Raw genomic sequence first — 21,064 nt, forward strand, 5'->3', positions numbered from 1 at the left:
GGCGCACGACGGCGCCGCCCGGAGGCTATCGGCCGCCCCTCCGAGAACGTCCAGGGTCGGTGTCAGCCCCGGTAGCGCTCGCCGACCGGCACCTCGACCGGCAGCCGGTTGCCCGCCTGGGCGAGCGGGCAGGCCCAGGCCGGGTCGTAGGCGCAGGAGGGGTTGTAGGCGAAGTTGAAGTCGAGGACCAGCGTCCCCGGGGCGGAGCCCGGGCCGAGGTCGGCGCCCTTCACGGTGTCCAGGAGGTAGCGGCCGCCGCCGTAGGTGCCGCCGGGTGTCCCCGCGAGGGCGTCCTTGACCGGCAGGAACAGTCCTCCTCCGTAGGACGCGAGGCGCCAGACGTCGAGGCTGCCGGCGTCCGGCACCTCGACCGTGCCGATCAGCTCGAAGGGGACGGTGCCGTCGGTGCCGGTCTCCACGTCCATCCGCCGCGCCTCCTCGGCCGGAGCCACCTCGAGCTCGAAGCGCCAGGCCGCGTCGTAGGGCGCGATCGGCAGCGAGCGGAAGTGCGCGCGGTCGGCCGGGAGGAGGGGGGTGGAGGGGTGCTGCGCGAAGAGCGCGTTGCGCCCGCGGATCCAGGACGCGTGCGCGGCGAGCAGGTCCACGTTCGAGAGCCGGCGCACCTCCGCGTAGAGGGCCTGGACGTGGCGGCGCCAGTCCGACACCTCGACCGCGGTCGTGAGGCGGCGGCGGGGCGAGACGCCGTCGTCGTCCTGCTCCTCCTCGTCGGCGGAGGGCCACTGGAGGCGCAGGAGCTCCGAGCGCGACAGCTCGGTCTCCTCCTCGGCGACGCCGTCGGGGCTCATGCGGCGGACTCCCCGCGCGGGCGGGTGTCGGCACCGAGATCGTGGCGCCAGGACGGGGCGAGGGAGCGGATGCGGATGCCGCGCCACTGCCAGAACGCCCACATCGACGGCCAGAGCGCGGCCGAGGCGAGGCCCGCCGAGAACTCGAGGCGGTCGCGGAAGAGCGTGCGCCCGTCAGGGAGCGGGGCCACGGCCATGCGGTGGTCCCACGCGGTGATGAGGCGGAGGGAGCCGGTGAGGGGCCCGCCGCTGTCGCGCAGGATCCGCACGTCGGGCATCGAGGGGACGCGGCGGTAGGAGAGGTCGATCTCCTGCGCGCCCATCGGCACGATCCCGAGGGCATCCATCGCGACCTCGTGGGAGCCGAGCCCCCAGGTCGGGCGGAAGCCGCCCTCGTCCAGCGACGCGGCGGTCAGGAGCGGGGACATCACCTCCCGGAACACGGCCGGACTCTGCAGGGCGCGCCAGGCGGAGTCGGCGTCGGTGTCGAGCACGTGCTTGAGCATCACCTTCACGAGGGACATCCTCCTCCGCCCGCCCCTGCGCGGGAACCGGGTGCGCGCGGAGCCCCGGACGTGTATGCGCCTCCGGGGCTCGCTACCGTGTCAGGGTGACCGCTCCCGCCGCCTCCGTCGACCAGTCGACCTACCAGATCCGCTTCGAGTGGGGGGCCCGCGCCCTCCGCGTGCTCGCCCCCGCCCACGTCACGGTGCTCGTCGACGCTCTGCCCGGAGGCGAGAGCCCCGACCTCGGGGGAGTGGAGGGCCGCGTCGTCCGCGCGGGCCTGACCGACCGCTCGGCCGTCGCCCGCTGGATCCTGGAGCGCCAGCACGAGAACGGCGGGCGCACCAGCGTCAACGTGATCGCACTCGGCGACGTCGACGACAGCGGAGCGGCGCGGTTCGCGATGGAGGACCAGCTGGCGGCCGGCGCCGTCGTCGACGCGCTCATCGGGCTGGGCATCGACCACGTCTCGCCCGAGGCCGCGGTGGCCTGCGCGTCCTACGAGGGCCTGCGCCGGGCGTGCGCGCATCTGCTCACCGCGTCCGAGTCCGGCCGCCTGCTCGCCGCCGAGGGGCGGGCGGACGAGGTCCGCGCCGCCGCCCGGGTCGACACCGTCGACGAGGTGTCGGTCCTCCGCTGACCCGCCGCTCCGGCGGGCGCGGCCTCCGAGCGGTGCAGGGCGTCCGCGGAGCGCACAAGCCCCTGCGGATCCGAGCCGCCGCCTCGACCACTCGCCCGCCCCCGGCGTAGCGTTCGGCGGAGGCGGTCCCTCCGCCCCCCGCCCCGACCGAAAGCTGGCCCGCATGAAAGCCGTCCTCAACGACGTCGTCCTCGCCGACGCCCCCGACTCCGACCTGATCTCGATCGAGGGCAACTGGTACTTCCCGCCGTCGAGCATCGCCGAGGGCGTGCTCGTCGAGAGCCCCACGCCCTACACCTGCCCGTGGAAGGGCGAGTGCCAGTACTTCTCGGTGCAGACCGGCGACGGCCTGCAGAAGGACAAGGCCTGGTCGTACCCGCACCCCTACCCGACGGCGTTCGACCGCGTCGGCAAGGACTTCTCGGGCTACGTCGCCTTCGACCGCTCGGTCCGCGTCTCCGACTGACCCGTCCCGCCGCGGCGCCGCTCCCGGTGCCGCGGCGGTGCGTCAGCCGCGCGGGGCGGCGGCGCGCGCGCGGTAGGCCCGGACCTTCGACCGGTTCCCGCAGCGCTGCATCGAGCACCAGCGGCGCGACCCGGCTCGGGACGTGTCGAGGTAGAGCATCCGGCACTCCGGATCCGCGCAGCGCCGCAGCCGTCCGGTCGCGGCCGGACCCAGCAGCCCCACGGCCTCCCGGGCGATGGACGCGAGCGCCTGCCTGCCCGCCGCGTGGAGCCGTCCTGCCTGCCGCGATCCGCCGCTCAGCACCGGCGGGATATCGGGCATCGCCGCGACCAGGTTGACCACGTCGACGTCGCGCGGGTCGGGCGCGGTGCCGGCCTCGGCCGCGACGGCCAGCCGGGCGATCGCGCCCCGGAGCATCAGCGCGTCGTCGAGGCGCGCGTCCCGGCTCTCGGGGCCGACCGCCTCGAAGCGCTCGGCGAGCCAGGCGGCCAGGGCGGCGTCGGAGTCGAGGTGCTCGGCCGCTCCCGGAGGCAGTGCTCCGGTCGTGGCGAAGTCGAGTGCGAGGCTTCCGGAGTCGAACCACCAGCGCCGGCCGTCGGCCTCGGGGAGCCACTGCCCGGTGACCGGCGTGCGCCCGCCGTGCGGGGCCTCGTCCGGGGTCACGGCGCCGGGACCGGTCGGCGCCGCCACTGGATCGCGTTCGCGGCCTCGAACCGGCGCGCGCAGCGGCCGCAGGCCAGGGGCCGGGTGGGCCGGCGATGGCGGTAGAAGAGGTGTCCGCCCGGGCAGGTGCCGACCCACGGCGCGAGCTCGTCCGCGGTCGGGTTGCTGTGGGTGCGCGATCCCGTGTACCCGAGCCGCGCCGCGATCCGCCGCCACTGCGGTCCGTGCCCGGCGTCGGGCCCCGCGAGCGCGTGAGCGACCTCGTGCAGGAGTGTCTGCCGGACCTCCTCGTCGCTCCAGCGGGCTGCGAGGTGGCGCGAGACCGTGATCCGGCGGCGCGTCCAGTGGCAGGCGCCGCCGCGGGTGCGCGCGTGGTCGAGCGCGAAGGACCAGGAGGGGTCGAGGTGCTCCTCGATCAGCGCGTCGGCCCAGCGGGCCACGTCCTCGAGGTCGGCCACAGGTGGCGCTGCCTAGGACTCGTCGCCGTCGGCGCGGCGGCGGCCGCGGGCGGTGCCGTCGGTGCGGGCCTCGCGGTCGGTCCCGTCCTGGAACTCGGAGGCGGCGGCGTAGCCCAGGCGCGCGACCTCGAGCTCCTCCTCGGGGACCCCGACGCGCTCGCCGAGGGCGGTCGCGGCGTCGAAGTCGCGCATCGCCCGGCCGTACTCGCCCAGCTCGAAGAAGGTGAGGCCGCGGTGCTTGAGCGCGAAGGAGTGCTCGAGGTGCCACTCGTGCGTGCGGGCCTCCTCGACGCAGAGCGCGAGCTCCGAGAGGGCCTCGTCGGTGCGGCCCCGCAGCTGCATGAGGCGGGCGCGGCGGACGCGGGCGGTGAGCAGCTCGGCGCGGTCGCCGGAGAAGCGGGTGCGGCGGACGGCCTCGTTCGCGAGGTCCCACGCCTCGTCGACGCGCCCGAGCAGGCGCAGCAGCTCCGCCTTCTCGGTGAGCGCGGCGAGGCTGCGCAGCGCGCCGATCTCCTCCAGGCGCTCCTGGGCGGCGTCGACGTCGATCTCCTCGTGGAGGGTCGCGGGGTCGTGGCGGATGATGATGCTCAGGGCGATGCTTCCTCGTGGAGTGCGGATCCGGATCGTCGCGCGCGGCGGACGAGAGGACGGTCGGGGTCGCTGACCCCGGCGTCGAGTGTACCGGCGGGTCCCCGGACGGCGCCCCGACGCGCGGCCCGGGTCAGCCCCGTCGCACCTGGAAGACGCTCCGCGCCGGCAGCGGCGACGGGGTGGCGGTCTCGTCCGTGACGACGAGGGCGCCGGCGATGAAGTTCTCGAGCTCCCGCCCCTGCACCAGCTTGGAGGGCGCGGGGTCGGAGGCGAGGCGCCGCGGCAGGCCGTCGAGCGGCAGCGGATCGGCCGAGGCGAGCATCACCACGTTCCCGAAGCGCTTGGCCTTGAGCATCTGGGTGTCGGTCATGATCGCGGTGTGCGCGAAGACGGAGGCGAGCGTCGCGGCCTGGGCACGGGCGAAGGCGAGCGCGCCGCCGTCGGCCACGTTCACCGCGACCAGGCCGCCGGGGGCGAGCAGCGGCGCGATCGCCCCGTAGAACTCGGCGCTGGTCACGTGCGCGGGAGTGCGCGCGCCCGAGAAGATGTCGACGACGACCACGTCGACCGTGCCGCGCAGCCCGGGCGGCAGCTTGCCGAGCACCTCGCGGGCGTCGCCCTGGCGGATGCGGATCTGCGCCCCGCGGGGGAGCGGGAGCGCCTCGCGCACCAGCTCGACCAGAGCGCCCTCGATCTCGACGACCTGCTGGCGCGAGCCCGGCCGGGTCGCGGCGACGTAGCGGGGGAGGGTCAGCGCTCCGGCGCCCAGGTGGAGCGCCGTGACGCTCTCGCCCTCGGGGGCGACGAGGTCGATCGCGTGGCCGATCCGGCGGACGTACTCGAACGAGAGGTGCGTCGGATCCGCGAGGTCGACGTGCGACTGCGGAGTGCCGTCGACGACCAGGGTCGCCGCCTCGGGCGAGTGGCGGTCGGGCTCGATCCGCGCGGTGTACCCGCTGGCGAGCACGGCGCGGGGGTGTTCGGAGTCGTCTCCGCGTCGGCGGCCGGTGCGTTCCTGCATCCGACCAGTCTGCCGCGGCGGCGGGACGGCGGGGCTCCGCGCCCGGCCCGGTCGGATCGATCCGGGAGGCCGTGGCCTCGTATACCGGACCCCGCGGGGCGGCGCAAGCATCCGCACTTGCGCGGCGTGGCGCGATGCGGCTATATTCGTACTTTGCGCTCCCGAGTACCCATGCCCTCATATCGCGGTCGGCAGGTCACCGGAACCCGGCATCAGATGGTGGATGCCGTTGCCACACTCTAGCCCCGCCCCCAAGACCGAGTCGCCTCGGTCCGCACGGCGTGCGGGCAGGGGTGGCGGCCCGTCCGGCGGGAGCCCACTCCACACATCCCACAGATTGAGACCCGCGAGGGTCTACGGAGGTTCCTTCCTTGGCTGCTGCGTCCACCGCGACCACCACCTCACCCAAGAACGGACGCGGAGCTTCGCGTCTCTCGTTCGCCAAGATCAGCGACACCCTGACCGTTCCGGATCTGCTCGCGCTGCAGACCGAGAGCTTCGACTGGCTCGTCGGCTCGGAGGCGTGGAAGACCCGCGTCGCCGAGGCGAAGGCCGCCGGCCGGGAGGACCTCCCCGCCAACTCCGGCCTCGACGAGATCTTCGAGGAGATCTCCCCGATCGAGGACCTCAGCGAGACGATGCAGCTGAGCTTCACGAACCCGTACCTCGAGCCCGAGAAGTACACGATCGAGGAGTGCAAGGAGCGCGGCAAGACCTACGCCGCTCCGCTGTACGTCGAGGCCGAGTTCATGAACCACCTCACGGGTGAGATCAAGACCCAGACGGTCTTCATGGGCGACTTCCCGCTGATGACCGAGAAGGGCACGTTCATCATCAACGGCACCGAGCGTGTCGTCGTGTCCCAGCTCGTGCGCAGCCCCGGCGTCTACTTCGAGCGCCAGCAGGAGAAGACGTCCGACAAGGACATCTACTCCGCCCGCGTCATCCCGAGCCGCGGCGCCTGGCTCGAGTTCGAGATCGACAAGCGCGACCAGGTCGGCGTGCGCATCGACCGCAAGCGCAAGCAGTCGGTCACCGTGTTCCTCAAGGCCCTCGGCCTCACGAGCGAGGAGATCCTCGAGCAGTTCGCCGGCTACGAGTCGATCGAGCTGACCCTCGAGAAGGACAACATCCTCACCAAGGAGGACGCCCTCCGCGACATCTACCGCAAGCTCCGTCCGGGCGAGCAGGTCGCCGCCGAGGCCGCCCGCGCGCTGCTGGACAACTTCTACTTCAACTCCAAGCGCTACGACCTCGCGAAGGTCGGCCGCTACAAGATCAACCGCAAGCTCGGCATCGACAAGGCGCTGTCCGACTCGGTGCTCACGGTCGAGGACATCATCGCGACCATCAAGTACCTGGTCGCCCTGCACGACGGCCGCACCGCCCTCCCCGGCGTGCGCGACGGCGAGTCGGTCGAGCTGCGTCTCGACGTCGACGACATCGACCACTTCGGCAACCGCCGCATCCGCGCGGTCGGCGAGCTGATCCAGAACCAGGTCCGCACCGGACTGTCCCGCATGGAGCGCGTCGTCCGCGAGCGCATGACCACGCAGGACATCGAGGCGATCACCCCGCAGACCCTGATCAACGTGCGCCCCGTCGTCGCCGCGATCAAGGAGTTCTTCGGGACCAGCCAGCTGTCGCAGTTCATGGACCAGAACAACCCGCTCGCGGGTCTGACCCACAAGCGCCGCCTGTCGGCGCTCGGCCCCGGCGGACTCTCCCGTGAGCGCGCCGGCGTCGAGGTCCGCGACGTCCACCCCTCGCACTACGGCCGCATGTGCCCGATCGAGACCCCGGAAGGCCCGAACATCGGCCTGATCGGATCGCTCGCGTCCTTCGCGCGCATCAACTCGTTCGGCTTCATCGAGACCCCGTACCGCAAGGTCGTCGACGGCACCGTCACCTCGCAGATCGACTACCTCACCGCGTCCGAGGAGGACGAGTACCTGGTCGCCCAGGCGAACGCCCCCCTCACGAAGGACTTCCGCTTCGCGGAGGGCAAGGTCCTGGTCCGTCCCAAGGGCGGAGAGGTCGAGCTCGTCGACGCCGAGCGCGTCCACTACATGGACGTCTCGCCGCGCCAGATGGTCTCGGTCGCGACCTCGCTGATCCCGTTCCTCGAGCACGACGACGCGAACCGCGCGCTCATGGGAGCGAACATGCAGCGTCAGGCCGTCCCGCTGCTGCGCAGCGAGTCGCCCGTCGTCGGAACCGGCATGGAGGGCTTCGCGGCCATCGACGCCGGCGACGTCATCACCGCCGACAAGGCCGGTGTCGTCCAGGAGGTCTCCGCCGACTCCGTCACCGTCCAGCTGGACGAGGGCGGCACGCAGACCTACTTCCTCCGCAAGTTCGACCGCTCCAACCAGGGCACCTCGTACAACAACCGCGTGGTCGTCTCGGCCGGCGAGCGCATCGAGGTCGGCGAGGTCGTCGCCGACGGCCCCGCCACCGAGAACGGCGAGCTCGCGCTGGGCAAGAACCTGCTCGTCGCGTTCATGCCGTGGGAGGGCCACAACTTCGAGGACGCGATCATCCTCAGCCAGAACCTGGTGAAGGACGACGTCCTCTCCTCGATCCACATCGAGGAGTACGAGGTCGACGCCCGCGACACCAAGCTCGGCAAGGAGGAGATCACCCGCGACCTCCCCAACGTCAGCCCGGAGCTCCTGGCCGACCTGGACGAGCGCGGCATCATCCGCATCGGCGCCGAGGTCCGCCCCGGCGACATCCTCGTCGGCAAGGTCACGCCCAAGGGCGAGACCGAGCTCTCGGCCGAGGAGCGCCTGCTCCGCGCGATCTTCAACGAGAAGAGCCGCGAGGTCCGCGACACGTCGCTGAAGGTGCCCCACGGCGAGCAGGGCACGATCATCGGTGTCAAGGTGTTCGACGCGCAGGACGGCGACGACGAGCTCGGCTCGGGCGTCAACCAGCGCGTCGTCGTCTACATCGCCCAGAAGCGCAAGATCACCGAGGGCGACAAGCTCGCCGGCCGCCACGGCAACAAGGGCGTCATCTCGAAGATCCTGCCGGTCGAGGACATGCCGTTCCTCGCCGACGGCACCCCGGTCGACATCGTCCTCAACCCGCTCGGCGTCCCCGGCCGCATGAACTTCGGCCAGGTCCTCGAGATCCACCTCGGGTGGATCGCGAAGCAGGGCTGGAAGGTCGAGGGCCAGCCGGAGTGGGCCGCGCGCCTGCCCGAGCACGCCCGTGAGGCGGCGCCCGGCACCAAGGTCGCGACCCCCGTCTTCGACGGCGCGGCGGAGGAGGAGCTCGCAGGGCTCCTCGACTCCACCACCCCGACGCGCGACGGAGAGCGCCTGATCGGCTCGTCCGGCAAGACGCAGCTGTTCGACGGCCGCTCCGGGGAGCCCTTCCCGGACCCGGTCTCGGTCGGCTACATGTACATCCTGAAGCTGCACCACCTCGTCGACGACAAGATCCACGCGCGCTCGACGGGCCCGTACTCGATGATCACCCAGCAGCCGCTCGGTGGTAAGGCGCAGTTCGGCGGCCAGCGCTTCGGCGAGATGGAGGTGTGGGCCCTCGAGGCCTACGGCGCCGCCTACGCCCTCCAGGAGCTCCTCACCATCAAGTCGGACGACATCCTCGGCCGAGTGAAGGTGTACGAGGCCATCGTCAAGGGCGAGAACATCCAGGAGCCCGGCATCCCGGAGTCCTTCAAGGTCCTCATCAAGGAGATGCAGTCCCTGTGCCTGAACGTCGAGGTCCTCTCGGCCGACGGCACCGCGGTCAGCCTGCGCGACACCGATGACGAGGTCTACCGCGCCGCGGAAGAGCTCGGCATCAACATCTCCTCCCGGTTCGAGTCGTCCTCCGTCGACGACATCTGATCCGCGCCAGCATCTGACGACCTCCCGTCTCTGACGAGACACCCTGTTTTCCGACAAGGAGAAAACATTGCTCGACGTAACCACTTTCGATGAGCTGCGCATCGGCCTCGCAACGGCCGATGACATCCGTCGCTGGTCGCACGGTGAAGTGAAGAAGCCCGAGACCATCAACTACCGCACCCTGAAGCCCGAGAAGGACGGCCTGTTCGGCGAGCAGATCTTCGGACCCTCTCGCGACTGGGAGTGCTCCTGCGGCAAGTACAAGCGAGTCCGCTTCAAGGGCATCGTCTGCGAGCGCTGCGGCGTCGAGGTCACCAAGTCCTCGGTCCGCCGCGAGCGGATGGGCCACATCGAGCTCGCCGCCCCCGTCACCCACATCTGGTACTTCAAGGGCGTCCCCTCGCGCCTCGGATACCTGCTGGACATGGCGCCGAAGGACCTCGAGAAGGTCATCTACTTCGCGGCGTACATGATCATCGACGTGGACGACGACGGCCGTCACGCCGACATGCCCGGGCTCGAGAACGAGCTCCGGCTCGAGATCAAGACCCTCTCGGACCAGCGCGACTCCCGCATCGCGGACCGCCTGGCGCGCCTGGAGACCGACCTCGCCGCCCTGGAGGCGGAGGGCGCCAAGAGCGACCAGAAGCGCCGCACCAAGGACGGCGCCGAGAAGGAGATGGGCCAGATCCGCAAGTCCTTCGACGAGGACATCGCGCGGCTCGAGAGCGTGTGGGAGCAGTTCCGCACCCTCAAGGTCGGCGACCTCAAGCCCGAGGACGCGGTCTTCAACGAGCTCGTCGACCGGTACGGCGTCTACTTCGAGGCCTACATGGGCGCCGAGGCGATCAAGAAGCGCCTCGAGCAGTTCGACCTCCAGGCCGAGGCCGAGACGCTGCACCTGCAGATCGCCGAGGGCAAGGGTCAGAAGAAGATCCGCGCCATCAAGCGCCTGCGCGTCGTCAACTCGTTCCTCGCCACCGGCAACTCGCCGGCCGCGATGGTCCTCGACGTCGTCCCGGTCATCCCGCCGGAGCTGCGCCCGATGGTGCAGCTCGACGGAGGCCGGTTCGCGACCAGCGACCTGAACGACCTCTACCGTCGCGTGATCAACCGCAACAACCGACTCCGCCGCCTGCTCGACCTCGGTGCCCCCGAGATCATCGTGAACAACGAGAAGCGCATGCTCCAGGAGGCGGTCGACGCCCTCTTCGACAACGGCCGCCGCGGCCGCCCCGTCACCGGAACCGGCAACCGCGCCCTGAAGTCCCTGAGCGACATGCTCAAGGGAAAGCAGGGTCGCTTCCGCCAGAACCTGCTGGGCAAGCGCGTCGACTACTCGGGCCGCTCGGTCATCATCGTCGGCCCGCAGCTCAAGCTGCACCAGTGCGGTCTGCCCAAGCAGATGGCGCTGGAGCTGTTCAAGCCGTTCGTGATCAAGCGCCTGATCGACCTGTCGCACGCGCAGAACATCAAGGCCGCCAAGCGCATGGTGGAGCGCTCGCGCCCGCAGGTGTGGGACGTGCTCGAGGAGATCATCCGCGAGCGCCCCGTCCTGCTGAACCGCGCGCCCACGCTGCACCGTCTCGGCATCCAGGCCTTCGAGCCCCAGCTGGTCGAGGGCAAGGCGATCCAGCTGCACCCGCTCGTCTGCGCCGCGTTCAACGCGGACTTCGACGGCGACCAGATGGCCGTCCACCTGCCGCTGTCCGTCGAGGCCCAGGCCGAGGCGCGCATCCTGATGCTCGCGTCGAACAACATCCTCAAGCCCTCGGACGGCCGTCCGGTCACCCTGCCCACGCAGGACATGATCATCGGCCTCCACCACCTGACGACGATCCGCGAGGGCGCCGCCGGCGAGGGCCGCGCGTTCTCCTCCGTCTCGGAGGCGATCCTCGCGAAGGACCAGGGCTCGCTGCACCTGAACTCGAAGGTCAGGATCCGCATGTCGGACGTGTACTTCGCGCAGGGTCAGGCACCCGAGGGCGTCGAGATCGACGAGAACGGCAAGGTCACCGCGCCGGTCCTCCTCGAGACCACGCTCGGCCGCGCCCTCTTCAACGAGGCGCTGCCGGTCGACTACCCCTACTTCGAGCAGGTCGCCGACAAGACGACCATCTCCGGGATCGTCAACGACCTCGCGGAGCGCTACCCGAAGGTGGAGGTCGCCGCCTCCCTCGACCGGATCAAGGACGCCGGCTTCTACTGGGCCACCCGCTCGGGTGTCACCGTGGCGCTGTCCGACATCCTCACGCCGCCGTCGAAGCCCGAGATCATCGCGGGCTACGAGAAGAAGGCCGCGAAGGTCGAGTCCGAGTACGACAAGGGTCTGACCACTCAGGCCGAGCGCCGCCAGGAGCTCGTGAAGATCTGGACCGAGGCGACCGACGAGGTCGCCAAGGCCATGCGCGCGAACTTCCCGACGGACAACACCATCAACCGCATGGTCACCTCCGGTGCCCGCGGCAACTGGCTGCAGGTGCGCAACATCGCCGGCATGCGAGGCCTGGTGAACAACCCGAAGGGCGAGATCATCGCCCGACCGATCATCTCCTCGTACCGCGAGGGCCTGTCGGTCGCCGAGTACTTCATCGCCACGCACGGTGCCCGCAAGGGCCTGGCCGACACCGCGCTCCGCACCGCGGACTCGGGCTACCTGACGCGTCGACTCGTCGACGTCTCGCAGGACGTCATCATCCGCGAGGAGGACTGCGGCACCTCGAAGGGCCTCGACCTGCCGATCATGCTCCAGGACGCCACCGGCGCCTGGATCAAGGACTCCAACGTCGAGAACTCCGTCTACGCCCGTTCGCTCGCCACCCCGGCGTCGAACGAGGCCGGCGAGCTCGTCGCCGAGGCCGGCGAGGACGTGGGCGACGTGCTCATCGAGAAGCTGGTCGGAGCGGGCGTGCGCCACATCAAGGTGCGCTCCGTCCTGACCTGCGAGTCCGCCGTCGGCGTCTGCGCGGCCTGCTACGGCCGCTCGCTCGCCACCGGCAAGCTCGTCGACATCGGAGAGGCCGTCGGCATCATCGCGGCCCAGTCGATCGGCGAGCCCGGCACGCAGCTCACGATGCGCACCTTCCACACCGGTGGATCGGCCTCGGCCGACGACATCACGCAGGGTCTTCCCCGCGTGCAGGAGCTCTTCGAGGCCCGCACCCCCAAGGGCGCGTCGCCGATCGCGGAGGCCGCCGGCCGGATCACCATCGAGGACACCGACCGTGCCCGCCGCGTCATCCTCCAGCCGGACAACGGCGACGAGGCGGTCATCTACCCGGTGCTCAAGCGCTCGCAGCTCCTCATCGAGGACGGCCAGCACGTCGAGCTCGGGCAGCAGCTGCACGTCGGAACGGTCGACCCCAAGGAGGTCCTGCGCGTGCTGGGCGTCCGCGAGGTCCAGAAGCACCTGGTGGGCGGCGTCCAGGGCGTCTACCGCTCGCAGGGTGTGCCGATCCACGACAAGCACATCGAGGTCATCGTGCGTCAGATGCTCCGCAAGGTCACCGTGGTCGACCACGGCGACACGGAGCTGCTGCCGGGCGAGCTCGTCGACCGCTCGCGCTACAGCGAGGTCAACCGTGCGGCTCTGACCGAGGGCAAGCGGACCGCGTCCGCCCGCCAGGAGGTCATGGGCATCACCAAGGCCTCGCTCGCGACCGAGTCGTGGCTGTCGGCCGCGTCCTTCCAGGAGACCACCCGCGTCCTGACGCAGGCGGCCATGGAGGGCAAGCGCGACCCGCTGATGGGCCTGAAGGAGAACGTGATCATCGGAAAGCTGATCCCGGCGGGAACCGGTCTGCCCAAGTACCGGAACGTGTCGGTCGAGGCGACCGAGGAGGCGAAGGCCGAGCGGTACCCCAACCGCATCTTCGCCGACGACGCCGCGTTCAGCGACGCCGACCTCTCGTTCGTCGACTTCGACTCGTTCTCGAGCGACGGCTACGAGCCGGGCAACTACAGCTGATCCAGGTGAGCTGAACGATCGAAGGCCCCGTCGGGACACCGGCGGGGCCTTCGTCGTCCCCGACCCGCGGTCACCCGCACGGGGGGGCCGCCCGTTCGCGACGAGCGGCCTTCCCCGCAGGAGCGGGGTGATTGACTCGATGGGTGCTCGTCGGGTCGAGCCTGTACCCGTTCCCCGTCCTGGTCGCGGCACGTGAGGAAACGCGCGGATGAGACTCGTGATCGTCGTGCTGGCCGCACTGCTCGTGGTGGTCGGCGTCGTCGTGGTGCCCGCGGGGCGGGCGGAGGCGGCAGAGGCGGTCGCACCCTCGTCCTGCGGCGTCGCGGAGCTGGCTCCCGTGCTCGCGGGCGACGACGTCCGGCCGCGCTCCGCCGCCGCGCTGGTCCCCATCGTGATGCTGCACGGCTGGCTGGGCACGGCGACGCACGACGCCGACCGCACAGGGGCCTTCTCCCATCTCGTCGACATGGTGTCGTCGGAGTCGGCGACCGCTCCGCTCGACGCTTCCGAGCCGTCCCTCCTCGGCCGGCTGCAGCAGATCGACGGCGCCGCGGTCTACACCTTCGACTACCGCCGGCTCGCCGCGCGCTGGGTCACCGACCCGGGGATCAGCGACGCGCTCGCCTCCTCGATCGCCTGCCTCGTCTCCGCGACCGGGCACCGCGCCGTCGTCGTCGCGCACTCGATGGGAGGGCTCGCCGCCCGCCAGGCGCTGAGCGGCTCGGTCGACGGGACCGCCGTCGCCTCGATGGTCTCGTCCGTCCTCACCTTCGGCACCCCAAACACGGGATCCGACGTCGCGGAGCGCCTCGGACGAATGGTCGACGACTCCGGCCAGGTCAGCCCCGCGGTGATCGCAGGACTGGACCCGCAGAGCCGGCTGAGCGTCTCGGCGATGCTCGCCTCCTGCGGGGACGCCGTCTCGGAGGACGCCGAGCACGCGGGGGAGTGCACGGGAGTGCCGATGATCGACGCCCTCGCCTCGGCGGCGGGCAAGGGCCTGCGGACGGGATCGACCGAGCTCGGCTCCCTGCCGCCCTGGCCCGCCGGCGTGCACGTGACGGCGCTGGTGGGTGACATCCAGGTGACCGCCGCGGTGGCGCTCGGCCTCGCCACCGCGCCGGTCGACCTCGGCGACATCATGGTCGCGACCGGATCGGCGACGGCCGGAGTCGACGACTACGTGGTCTCGACCTGCCGCTACACCTACCTCGCCGCGGCGGACGTGCCGTCCCTCGTCGCCGAGCTCTCGCCGTTCGCGCGGCTCGGCGATGCTCTGCGCTTCGCGAAGCTCGTGGTCGACGTCGACGCGAGCCCGTGCCACCACGCGCGGCTGACCCGGAACGTCGACCTCGTCGAGCACGCCACCGTCGTCGTGTCGGACGTCGTCGCGGGCGAGCTGTCCGCTCCGCACGCCTCTCGAGCGCAGACCGCGGCGAGGGCGCTCCCGGCGGCGGAGGAGTCCCGGAGGCGGTCCTCGTGACCGGTCGGCGGACACCGCCGAGGAGACACCATGTCGCGTCAGTTGACGGACGTCTGTCGGGAAGCATACGGTCGGACCGGCCCATGGGGAGGCCGCCTGGGGGACAGGCAGCGCGGCCCGCGCGGCACCCGAGCCGCATGCGCGGGCCGCGCCCGTCTCCGATCTCCTCTCACGTTCCGCGCTCCCTCCGGGTACGCTCGGCTGGACAGTAGATGTCGGAGGCTCCTCCGTGCATCCCGGCGCCGGAGGCCTGATGAGCGACGACCCCCTCGATGCGGAGGAGCCGGCGCGTCCTCCCCGCCTGACCCGCGAGCAGGTCCGCACCCGCCTGCTGGACGCCGCTCTCGCGGTCGTCCGCGCCGAGGGCCTGCGCGTCGGAGTCGCCCACCTGCCCCTCGAGGACGTCATCCGCTCGGCGGGTGTTCCGCGCAGCACCGTCTACCGGATCTGGCCCACTCGCCAGTCGTTCTACGACGAGCTGATCGCCGCGATCCCGGAGCGGGTCCTCGCCACCCGCCTCGACCAGCCGTCCCTGCGGGCCGGGAACTCCCACCTCCACCGCAGCCTCGACCCCGAGCCGACCCCGGCGCAGCGCCGCGAGGCCCTGATCGCCTCCGTCCGGGTCGCCGTCGACGCGAACGTCGACAACATCTTCTCGTCGCAGCACTGGCGCAACTTCATCGCTCTCGCCGGCGCGGTGGGCTCGCACGAGGAGCCGGCGCGGACCGCCATCGGATCCGCTCTGCGGTCCCGCCAGCTGCACTTCATCGACAACATGGCGAAGTACTACGAGCACACCCTCGCCGAGGCGGGGCTCCGGCTGCGCCCGGACCGCGGCGCCGCCGCTCTCGCCTCCGCCGTCTCGGCCCTGATCGAGGGTCTGTGCATCGCGCGGATCGCGGCACCGGAGCTGGTGACCGGCCCGCTCGACCCGGCCGATCCCGACGGACCGTCACTGGCGGTGGTGTCGGTGCTGCTGCTGATCGACGGGTTCACCGAACCGGACGAGTGATCCGGGTCGCGGGGTCCGCTCAGTCCTCCGCGACCGGCTCCAGCATCCCGTCGACGATCGAGCGGATCGTCCAGGCCGCCAGGGTCCACTCGACCGGCTCGCCGTCGAGGCCGGGGGCGGTCACCGGAGCGTCGAGGTCGTCGTCGAGGAGCCGGCCGCGGTGGGCGAGCCCGTCGATCACGATCGCGGTGAGGTGGGCGAGCTGGAGCGTCGTGAATCCCGGGCGCATCGTCCCGCCGAAGACCTGCAGCGTCTCCTCGTAGAAGTCGCGCATCCGGCGCGTGAGCATGCCCTCGATCCGCTTCGCCGTGGCGCGCACGGCGTCGCGTGCAGGCCCCTCCTCCATCGAGAAGGTGCAGGCGAGCAGCGCGTTGTACGACGACCAGTCGGCGGAGCGGCGGAGCGATTCGGCATTGGCCCGCGCGCCGATGCGGATGGTCTCCCAGGCGACCCGGCGGCGGCCGGCGGCCGTGGAGAGCAGATCGGTGGAGCGCTCGTAGACTTCGCGCATCTCCTGCTGGGCCTCGGGATCGGCGCCCTCCGCGTACCGGTCCCGCACGAAGACCTCGCCGACCAGGTCGGCCACGAACTCCTCGCGCGTGCTCCAGATCCGGTAGACGGAGCTGCGCGGCACGCCGGCCAGGCGGATGTACTCCTCCATGGGCAGGTGCGCGAAGCTCACCGTGAGGCCGTGGTTCGAGACGACGTCGCGCGCCGTGGCGATCATGCGGCTGCGGACCTGCTCCGCGGGGATCCTCCGGGCCCGCCGGGAGCCCTCTGCGCTGTCGTCCATGGAGAGGGACACTAGCCGGAGACGGTGCCGCGGGTGGTCCTCCACGCGCTCCGTGAGCCGATCCGGAGTGCTCTGGGGCGTCCTCCCACTGAGACGGAATGTCCCATCACGTGCACGACGACGTCGCGGACCGCTACGGTGCAGCCGGGGCGGACCCGAACCTGCCCCTGCTAGGGGACCCCCGTGACCGGATTCGATCGGTTCACGCTGGCCGTCGTCGACGGACCAGCGATCGAGCGTGCCGCGCTGCAGGCGCTGCTCGCGCAGCTGCTGCCGCAGTTCTCGCACGACGAGGAGGGCGTCGACCGCATCGCGGTCCTCGACCTGGACGGCGTGCCCGGCGAGGAGGTGGCCGACGCCCTCGAGCGTGCGGCGGCTTGGACCGTCGGCCTCGTCGTGCTCTCCTCCTCCGACTCCCTGGAGCCGGTGCGGGCCGTGCTGCGACGGGAGAGGGCGGCGTACGTCTGGAAGGGCGACGACCCCAGCGAGCTCGCGGCGGCGGTCGTCTCGGTCGCCTCCGGCCGCACCTGGATCTCGGACACCGCCCGCCACCGGCTCGTGCACGGGCGCGAGGAGCGCCGCCCGGTGCTGAGCCCGCAGGAGAGCCGGGTGATGCGCGCCTACGGAGCGGGTGCCGCGGTCCGCACCGTCGCGGTCGACCTCAGCGTCGCCGAGCACACCGTCCGCACCTACATCAAGCGGATCCGCGCCAAGTACCTCGAGACCGGCGTCACTCTCGACTCACGGGTCGACTTCTACCGCCACCTCGGCGACCACGACGTCGCCATCCGCCGCGGCGGAGACCGGGTGCGGGCCGGCGCGCAGCAGGCGGCCGGCGACGTGGTCGGCGAGCGCCGAGCCTGAGGCGAGCAGGATCGCGTTCCCGCCGGTGCGCCCCTCGACGAAGGCCGTCGATCCGACCGCTGCGGTGACCGGGAGCAGCTCCCGGACGACCCCGCGCAGGCGGTCCAGCCTCCGGTGGTCGGCGTCGTCGGCGACGTTGACCGCGAGGAGCCCGTCGGCGCCGACGCGGGCGGCGAGCGGAGCGAGGACGGACGCGCGGTAGAACGGCTCCGGGATCTCGTCCCCGTCGTAGACGTCGAGCACGACGAGGTCGGCGCTCCAGGGCGGCAGGGGCCCTGCGGCGTCGGCCGTGAGGAGTCGGACGCGCGCGCCGCGGGGGAGCGGCGCGTGCTCGAGCACGAACTCCACGAGTCCTGCCGCGCTTTCCACCGCGAGCTGCTCGGAGCCCGGCCGGGTCGCGGCGACGTACCGGGCCAGGGCCAGGGCTCCGGCTCCGAGGTGCAGCACGCGCAGCGGCTCGCCGGGAGGGGCGGCGGCGTCGACCACCGCGCCGAGGCGCGCGAGGTACTCGAGGTGCAGAGCCCGGGGATCGCCCGGATCGATCAGCGACTGCTCCGCGCCGTCGACCGTGAGCAGCAGCGCCTCCGGCCGCACGGGATCCGGCCCCAGCACGGCTGTGCGGCCTCCCGGCAGCAGGAGGGACGGAGGCATCCCGTCACGCTAGCGCTCCTCGCGCGATCCGCCCCGCCGCCGCTACGGTGACAGGCATGGCCGCCCTGATCCTGCTCGACGTCGACGGCGTCCTGAACCCCTCCGTCCGCAGCGATCGCGCCTCGGGCTCGCACCGCCTGGAGCTCGAGCCGGAGCGGGCGGCGCTCGTCGCCCGTCTGGCCGCGGTCGGCACGATCGTGTGGGCCACGACCTGGCCGCCGCGCTTGACGCGGGTCCTCGCCCAGGACCTCGGGCTGCCGGCGGGCACGGAGGCGATCGTCTTCGACGGCGGCCTCCCGAGCGACCCGCGGTTCCCGGGCCGGACGGGCAAGCTCCAGCCCGTCGCGGTGTGGCTGGAGGCGGCCGCCGAGCGCGGCGCGATCGGCGCCGTGGTGTGGATCGACGACAACCTTCACGAGGACGCGTACGACTGGGCCCGCGAGCAGAGCACCCCCTTCCACCTGGTGCGTCCGGAGTCGGCGACGGGCCTCACGAGCGACGAGGTCGCCGGTGCCGAGCACTTCCTGGCCGGACTCCCGGCGTCACACGGCGACATCCGGGAATAGGGCCGCCCCCTCCACTGGTTATCGTCACTCCGGGCGGTTCCGCCGAGCAGCGGTCCGCCCCGGGACGACCCGTCCCCTCGTCGATCCCCGCGCCGCATCCGGCACAGCGGGACCGCCACGACTCCGTGATGCACCGAAGGACAACACCGTGACCCTCTCCGCCCGCACCTCCCTGCGCGTCCTGCTCGGCACGACCGCCGCCGCCGCCGCCCTGGTCCTCGCCGGCTGCGCGCCCGCCTCGACCGACGACGTGGTCTCCGGCTCGAGCGGCGAGGGCACCGCCTCCGCCAGCTCCGGCCTGACTCTGGCCGAGGTCGAGGACTCGGGGAAGCTCACCATCGGCACCGAGGGCACCTACCCGCCCTTCTCCTTCCACGCCGACGGCGGGACGGGAGCCCTCACCGGCTACGACGTCGACGTGATCACCGCCGTGGTCGAGAAGCTGGGCGTCGAGCCCGACTTCCAGGAGACGCAGTGGGACGCGATGTTCGCGGGCCTGGACGGAGCGCGCTTCGACGTGATCGCGAACCAGGTCTCGATCAACGACGAGCGCGAGGCGAAGTACGACTTCTCGGAGCCGTACTCGGTCAGCCCCGGCGTCGTGATCGTCCCCTCGAGCGACACCTCGATCACCGACCTCGCCGGCCTCTCCGGCAAGACCACCGCGCAGTCGCTCTCGAGCAACTGGTACACCGTCGCGCAGGAGAACGGCGCCGAGGTCGAGGGCGTCGAGGGCTGGGCGCAGGCCATCGCCCTCGTCGAGCAGGGCCGCGTCGACGCGACCGTGAACGACCGCCTCACCTGGCTCGACTGGTCCACGACCTACCCCGACCAGGCCGCGGGCCTCAAGGTCGCCGTCACCACCGACGACACCTCCGAGAGCGCCTTCACCTTCCCGAAGGGCTCGGACGACCTCGTCGAGGCCGTCGACTCCGCCCTCGACGAGCTGCGCGAGGACGGCACCCTCGCCTCCATCTCCGAGCGCTACTTCGGAGCCGACGTCTCCCAGTAGCCCCACCCCGAGGCGGCTCCTCCCCTTCCGGGAGGGGCCGTCTCGTGCGTGAGCGGCTCCGGCGCGGGGGAGCGGCGGAGCGGCTCAGGCAGCGGGTCCGCCCGCAAGGGCGCCCGCCCCGGCGCGAAGCGTGCCAGCATTCCCCAGGAGGCGGAGACGATCCGCCCCCGACGCCACCACCCGATCGAGCCGACCGCGGATCCTCCCGCGAAGGCGGGAGAACACAATGGACCTCGTCCTCCGGTCGTTCTGGCCGATCCTCTCCGGGGGCATCGTCGGGACGATCCCGCTCGCGCTGGCGAGCTTCGCCATTGGGCTCGTGCTCGCGCTGGCGGTCGCCCTGATGAGGCTCTCCCGGGTGCGGATCCTCTCCTGGATCGCGCGTGCCTACATCTCCGTCATCCGGGGCACGCCGCTCCTGGTGCAGCTGTTCGTGATCTTCTACGGGCTGCCGAGCCTCGGACTGAAGATCGACCCCTGGCCCAGCGCCACCATCGCGTTCGCCCTCAACGTGGGCGGCTACGCGGCGGAGGTGATCCGCGCGGCGATCCTCAGCGTCCCGAAGGGGCAGTGGGAGGCGGCGCACACGATCGGCATGAGCCGCTCGCTCTCGCTGCGGCGCATCATCCTCCCGCAGGCCGCGCGCGTCTCCGTCCCCCCGCTGTCGAACACCTTCATCTCGCTGGTGAAGGACACCTCGCTGGCCTCCCTCATCCTGGTGACCGAGCTCTTCCGGCAGGCGCAGAAGATCGCCACCGCGTCGAGCGAGTTCATGCTCCTCTACCTCGAGGCCGCTCTGATCTACTGGCTCATCTGCCTGGTGCTCTCCAGCGGCCAGGGCCTGCTCGAGAAGCGATTGGACCGCTATGTCGCCCGCTGACACTCCGACCGACGCCCGGCCCGTGCTCACGGCCCGCGGCCTCCGCAAGTCGTTCGGCGGGGTGGAGGTGCTGCGCGGCATCGACCTGGAGGTCCACCGCGGCGAGGTCGTCGCCCTGATCGGGCCGTCCGGCTCGGGCAAGACCACCGTCCTGCGCTCGCTGAACAGCCTCGAGGTGCCGGACGGCGGGTTGGTCGAGCTCGCCGACGGCAGTGTCCTCGACTTCGACCGCGGCGTCGGACGGAAGGCGCTGACCGGGCTGCGCGACCACTCCGCGATGGTCTTCCAGCACTTCAACCTCTTCCCGCACCTGACCGTCCTCCAGAACGTGACGGAGGGGCCGCTGCGAGTGCAGCGCCGTCCCGCGTCCGAGGTGGTCCCGGAGGCGGAGCGCCTGCTCGAGCGCGTCGGCCTCGGCGGCCGGGGGAGCGCCTACCCCTTCGAGCTCTCCGGCGGTCAGCAGCAGCGCGTGGGCATCGTCCGGGCGCTCGCGCTGCGGCCCGATCTGCTCCTCTTCGACGAGCCCACCTCGGCGCTGGACCCGGAGCTGGTCGGCGACGTGCTCTCGCTGATGCGGGAGCTGGCGGGGGAGGGCTGGACCATGCTCGTCGTGACGCACGAGCTCGAGTTCGCCCGGCAGGTGGCCTCGGAGGTCGTCTTCATGGCCGACGGCGTGGTCGTCGAGCGGGGCGCCCCTGCGGAGATCCTCCGGGAGCCGCGCGAGCCGCGCACACGGCAGTTCCTGCACCGCCTCCTCCACCCGCTCGAGTAGACGGTCGGCGCTGTCCCCCGTCGACGGGGAGCCGCGCGGCGCACCGGGCGCG

18 protein-coding genes are annotated in these 21,064 nt (G+C 71.8%); 11 read left to right on the top strand and 7 right to left on the bottom strand.

The genetic code is table 11. The features are described 5' to 3' along the window. Nucleotides 1-62 precede the first annotated feature (62 nt). Complete coding sequence (locus C5C36_RS11645) at nucleotides 63-806, bottom strand: DUF1684 domain-containing protein (RefSeq protein WP_104260906.1); 744 nt, start codon at nucleotides 804-806, stop codon at nucleotides 63-65. Continuing rightward, the gene (locus C5C36_RS11650; protein ID WP_244248113.1) at nucleotides 803-1,330 is read right to left on the bottom strand and encodes a hypothetical protein; all 528 of its coding nucleotides are present in this window, start codon (nucleotides 1,328-1,330) and stop codon (nucleotides 803-805) included. Before C5C36_RS11650 ends, C5C36_RS11645 begins: the two co-directional genes overlap by 4 nt. An 86-nt stretch (nucleotides 1,331-1,416) precedes the next feature. On the opposite strand from C5C36_RS11650, the gene C5C36_RS11655 reads away from it, so the two are divergent. Both C5C36_RS11655 and C5C36_RS11660 read left to right on the top strand, forming a co-directional pair. Further along, entirely contained in the window at nucleotides 1,417-1,950 is a 534-nt protein-coding gene (locus tag C5C36_RS11655) for a 2-phosphosulfolactate phosphatase (RefSeq protein ID WP_104263211.1), read from the top strand. A gap of 163 nt (nucleotides 1,951-2,113) precedes the next feature. Further along, nucleotides 2,114-2,416: a DUF427 domain-containing protein gene (locus C5C36_RS11660; RefSeq protein WP_104224584.1), complete on the top strand. Its 303-nt coding sequence runs from the start codon at nucleotides 2,114-2,116 to the stop codon at nucleotides 2,414-2,416. Nucleotides 2,417-2,458: 42 nt separating this feature from the next. Here the strand turns inward: C5C36_RS11660 and C5C36_RS11665 are convergent, their stop codons facing one another. The 4 genes from C5C36_RS11665 to C5C36_RS11680 form a co-directional block, all read right to left on the bottom strand. Continuing rightward, nucleotides 2,459-3,106 (bottom strand): CGNR zinc finger domain-containing protein, encoded by a 648-nt coding sequence (locus C5C36_RS11665; protein ID WP_258069059.1) that lies wholly within the window; start codon nucleotides 3,104-3,106, stop codon nucleotides 2,459-2,461. Further along, the gene (locus tag C5C36_RS11670) at nucleotides 3,076-3,537 is read right to left on the bottom strand and encodes a SprT-like domain-containing protein (RefSeq protein WP_104263210.1); all 462 of its coding nucleotides are present in this window, start codon (nucleotides 3,535-3,537) and stop codon (nucleotides 3,076-3,078) included. Before C5C36_RS11670 ends, C5C36_RS11665 begins: the two co-directional genes overlap by 31 nt. A gap of 12 nt (nucleotides 3,538-3,549) precedes the next feature. Beyond that, nucleotides 3,550-3,879, bottom strand: a complete 330-nt coding sequence (locus C5C36_RS17645) for a hypothetical protein (RefSeq protein WP_181027192.1) — start codon at nucleotides 3,877-3,879, stop codon at nucleotides 3,550-3,552. Between the two features lie 379 nt (nucleotides 3,880-4,258). Further along, nucleotides 4,259-5,149 (bottom strand): spermidine synthase, encoded by an 891-nt coding sequence (locus C5C36_RS11680; protein ID WP_104238078.1) that lies wholly within the window; start codon nucleotides 5,147-5,149, stop codon nucleotides 4,259-4,261. Between the two features lie 371 nt (nucleotides 5,150-5,520). Here C5C36_RS11680 and rpoB point away from each other — a divergent pair, with 371 nt between their 5' ends. The 4 genes from rpoB to C5C36_RS11700 all read left to right on the top strand — a co-directional run bounded on the left by rpoB (nucleotide 5,521) and on the right by C5C36_RS11700 (nucleotide 15,474). Continuing rightward, on the top strand, nucleotides 5,521-9,012 hold the full coding sequence (gene rpoB / locus C5C36_RS11685) for a DNA-directed RNA polymerase subunit beta (RefSeq protein WP_104260909.1): 3,492 nt from the start codon (nucleotides 5,521-5,523) through the stop codon (nucleotides 9,010-9,012). Nucleotides 9,013-9,079: 67 nt separating this feature from the next. After that, on the top strand, nucleotides 9,080-12,979 hold the full coding sequence (locus C5C36_RS11690) for a DNA-directed RNA polymerase subunit beta' (protein WP_104224580.1): 3,900 nt from the start codon (nucleotides 9,080-9,082) through the stop codon (nucleotides 12,977-12,979). A gap of 208 nt (nucleotides 12,980-13,187) precedes the next feature. Continuing rightward, nucleotides 13,188-14,462: a triacylglycerol lipase gene (locus tag C5C36_RS11695; RefSeq protein WP_104260910.1), complete on the top strand. Its 1,275-nt coding sequence runs from the start codon at nucleotides 13,188-13,190 to the stop codon at nucleotides 14,460-14,462. 253 nt (nucleotides 14,463-14,715) lie between these two features. Next, complete coding sequence (locus C5C36_RS11700) at nucleotides 14,716-15,474, top strand: TetR/AcrR family transcriptional regulator (protein ID WP_104247591.1); 759 nt, start codon at nucleotides 14,716-14,718, stop codon at nucleotides 15,472-15,474. Between the two features lie 19 nt (nucleotides 15,475-15,493). Here the strand turns inward: C5C36_RS11700 and C5C36_RS11705 are convergent, their stop codons facing one another. Then, nucleotides 15,494-16,267, bottom strand: coding sequence for a hypothetical protein (locus C5C36_RS11705; RefSeq protein WP_146076607.1), 774 nt, complete (start codon nucleotides 16,265-16,267; stop codon nucleotides 15,494-15,496). A gap of 183 nt (nucleotides 16,268-16,450) precedes the next feature. On the opposite strand from C5C36_RS11705, the gene C5C36_RS11710 reads away from it, so the two are divergent. The 5 genes from C5C36_RS11710 (at nucleotide 16,451) to C5C36_RS11730 (ending at nucleotide 21,012) form a co-directional block, all read left to right on the top strand. Beyond that, entirely contained in the window at nucleotides 16,451-17,131 is a 681-nt protein-coding gene (locus C5C36_RS11710; RefSeq protein WP_104247592.1) for a LuxR C-terminal-related transcriptional regulator, read from the top strand. Between the two features lie 707 nt (nucleotides 17,132-17,838). Continuing rightward, nucleotides 17,839-18,348, top strand: coding sequence for an HAD domain-containing protein (locus C5C36_RS11715; protein ID WP_104247593.1), 510 nt, complete (start codon nucleotides 17,839-17,841; stop codon nucleotides 18,346-18,348). A gap of 148 nt (nucleotides 18,349-18,496) precedes the next feature. Further along, on the top strand, nucleotides 18,497-19,360 hold the full coding sequence (locus tag C5C36_RS11720) for an amino acid ABC transporter substrate-binding protein (RefSeq protein WP_374954348.1): 864 nt from the start codon (nucleotides 18,497-18,499) through the stop codon (nucleotides 19,358-19,360). A 226-nt stretch (nucleotides 19,361-19,586) separates the two neighbouring features. Beyond that, complete coding sequence (locus C5C36_RS11725; protein WP_104224574.1) at nucleotides 19,587-20,240, top strand: amino acid ABC transporter permease; 654 nt, start codon at nucleotides 19,587-19,589, stop codon at nucleotides 20,238-20,240. Continuing rightward, nucleotides 20,227-21,012, top strand: a complete 786-nt coding sequence (locus C5C36_RS11730; protein WP_104260911.1) for an amino acid ABC transporter ATP-binding protein — start codon at nucleotides 20,227-20,229, stop codon at nucleotides 21,010-21,012. Before C5C36_RS11725 ends, C5C36_RS11730 begins: the two co-directional genes overlap by 14 nt. The last annotated feature ends 52 nt before the right edge of the window (nucleotides 21,013-21,064 follow it).

The sequence above is a fragment of the Rathayibacter sp. AY1G1 genome, assembly GCF_002932095.1.
In the GTDB taxonomy this organism is placed as follows: domain Bacteria; phylum Actinomycetota; class Actinomycetes; order Actinomycetales; family Microbacteriaceae; genus Rathayibacter.

Bases quoted from the DNA above. Each gene is read 5' to 3' on its own strand.
- C5C36_RS11645 (WP_104260906.1), bottom strand. From the start codon at position 806: ATGAGCCCCGACGGCGTCGCCGAGGAGGAGACCGAGCTGTCGCGCTCG.
- C5C36_RS11650 (WP_244248113.1), bottom strand. From the start codon at position 1,330: ATGTCCCTCGTGAAGGTGATGCTCAAGCACGTGCTCGACACCGACGCC.
- C5C36_RS11660 (WP_104224584.1), top strand. From the start codon at position 2,114: ATGAAAGCCGTCCTCAACGACGTCGTCCTCGCCGACGCCCCCGACTCC.
- C5C36_RS17645 (WP_181027192.1), bottom strand. From the start codon at position 3,879: ATGCAGCTGCGGGGCCGCACCGACGAGGCCCTCTCGGAGCTCGCGCTC.
- C5C36_RS11680 (WP_104238078.1), bottom strand. From the start codon at position 5,149: ATGCAGGAACGCACCGGCCGCCGACGCGGAGACGACTCCGAACACCCC.
- C5C36_RS11695 (WP_104260910.1), top strand. From the start codon at position 13,188: ATGAGACTCGTGATCGTCGTGCTGGCCGCACTGCTCGTGGTGGTCGGC.
- C5C36_RS11700 (WP_104247591.1), top strand. From the start codon at position 14,716: ATGAGCGACGACCCCCTCGATGCGGAGGAGCCGGCGCGTCCTCCCCGC.
- C5C36_RS11705 (WP_146076607.1), bottom strand. From the start codon at position 16,267: ATGGACGACAGCGCAGAGGGCTCCCGGCGGGCCCGGAGGATCCCCGCG.
- C5C36_RS11715 (WP_104247593.1), top strand. From the start codon at position 17,839: ATGGCCGCCCTGATCCTGCTCGACGTCGACGGCGTCCTGAACCCCTCC.
- C5C36_RS11725 (WP_104224574.1), top strand. From the start codon at position 19,587: ATGGACCTCGTCCTCCGGTCGTTCTGGCCGATCCTCTCCGGGGGCATC.
- C5C36_RS11730 (WP_104260911.1), top strand. From the start codon at position 20,227: ATGTCGCCCGCTGACACTCCGACCGACGCCCGGCCCGTGCTCACGGCC.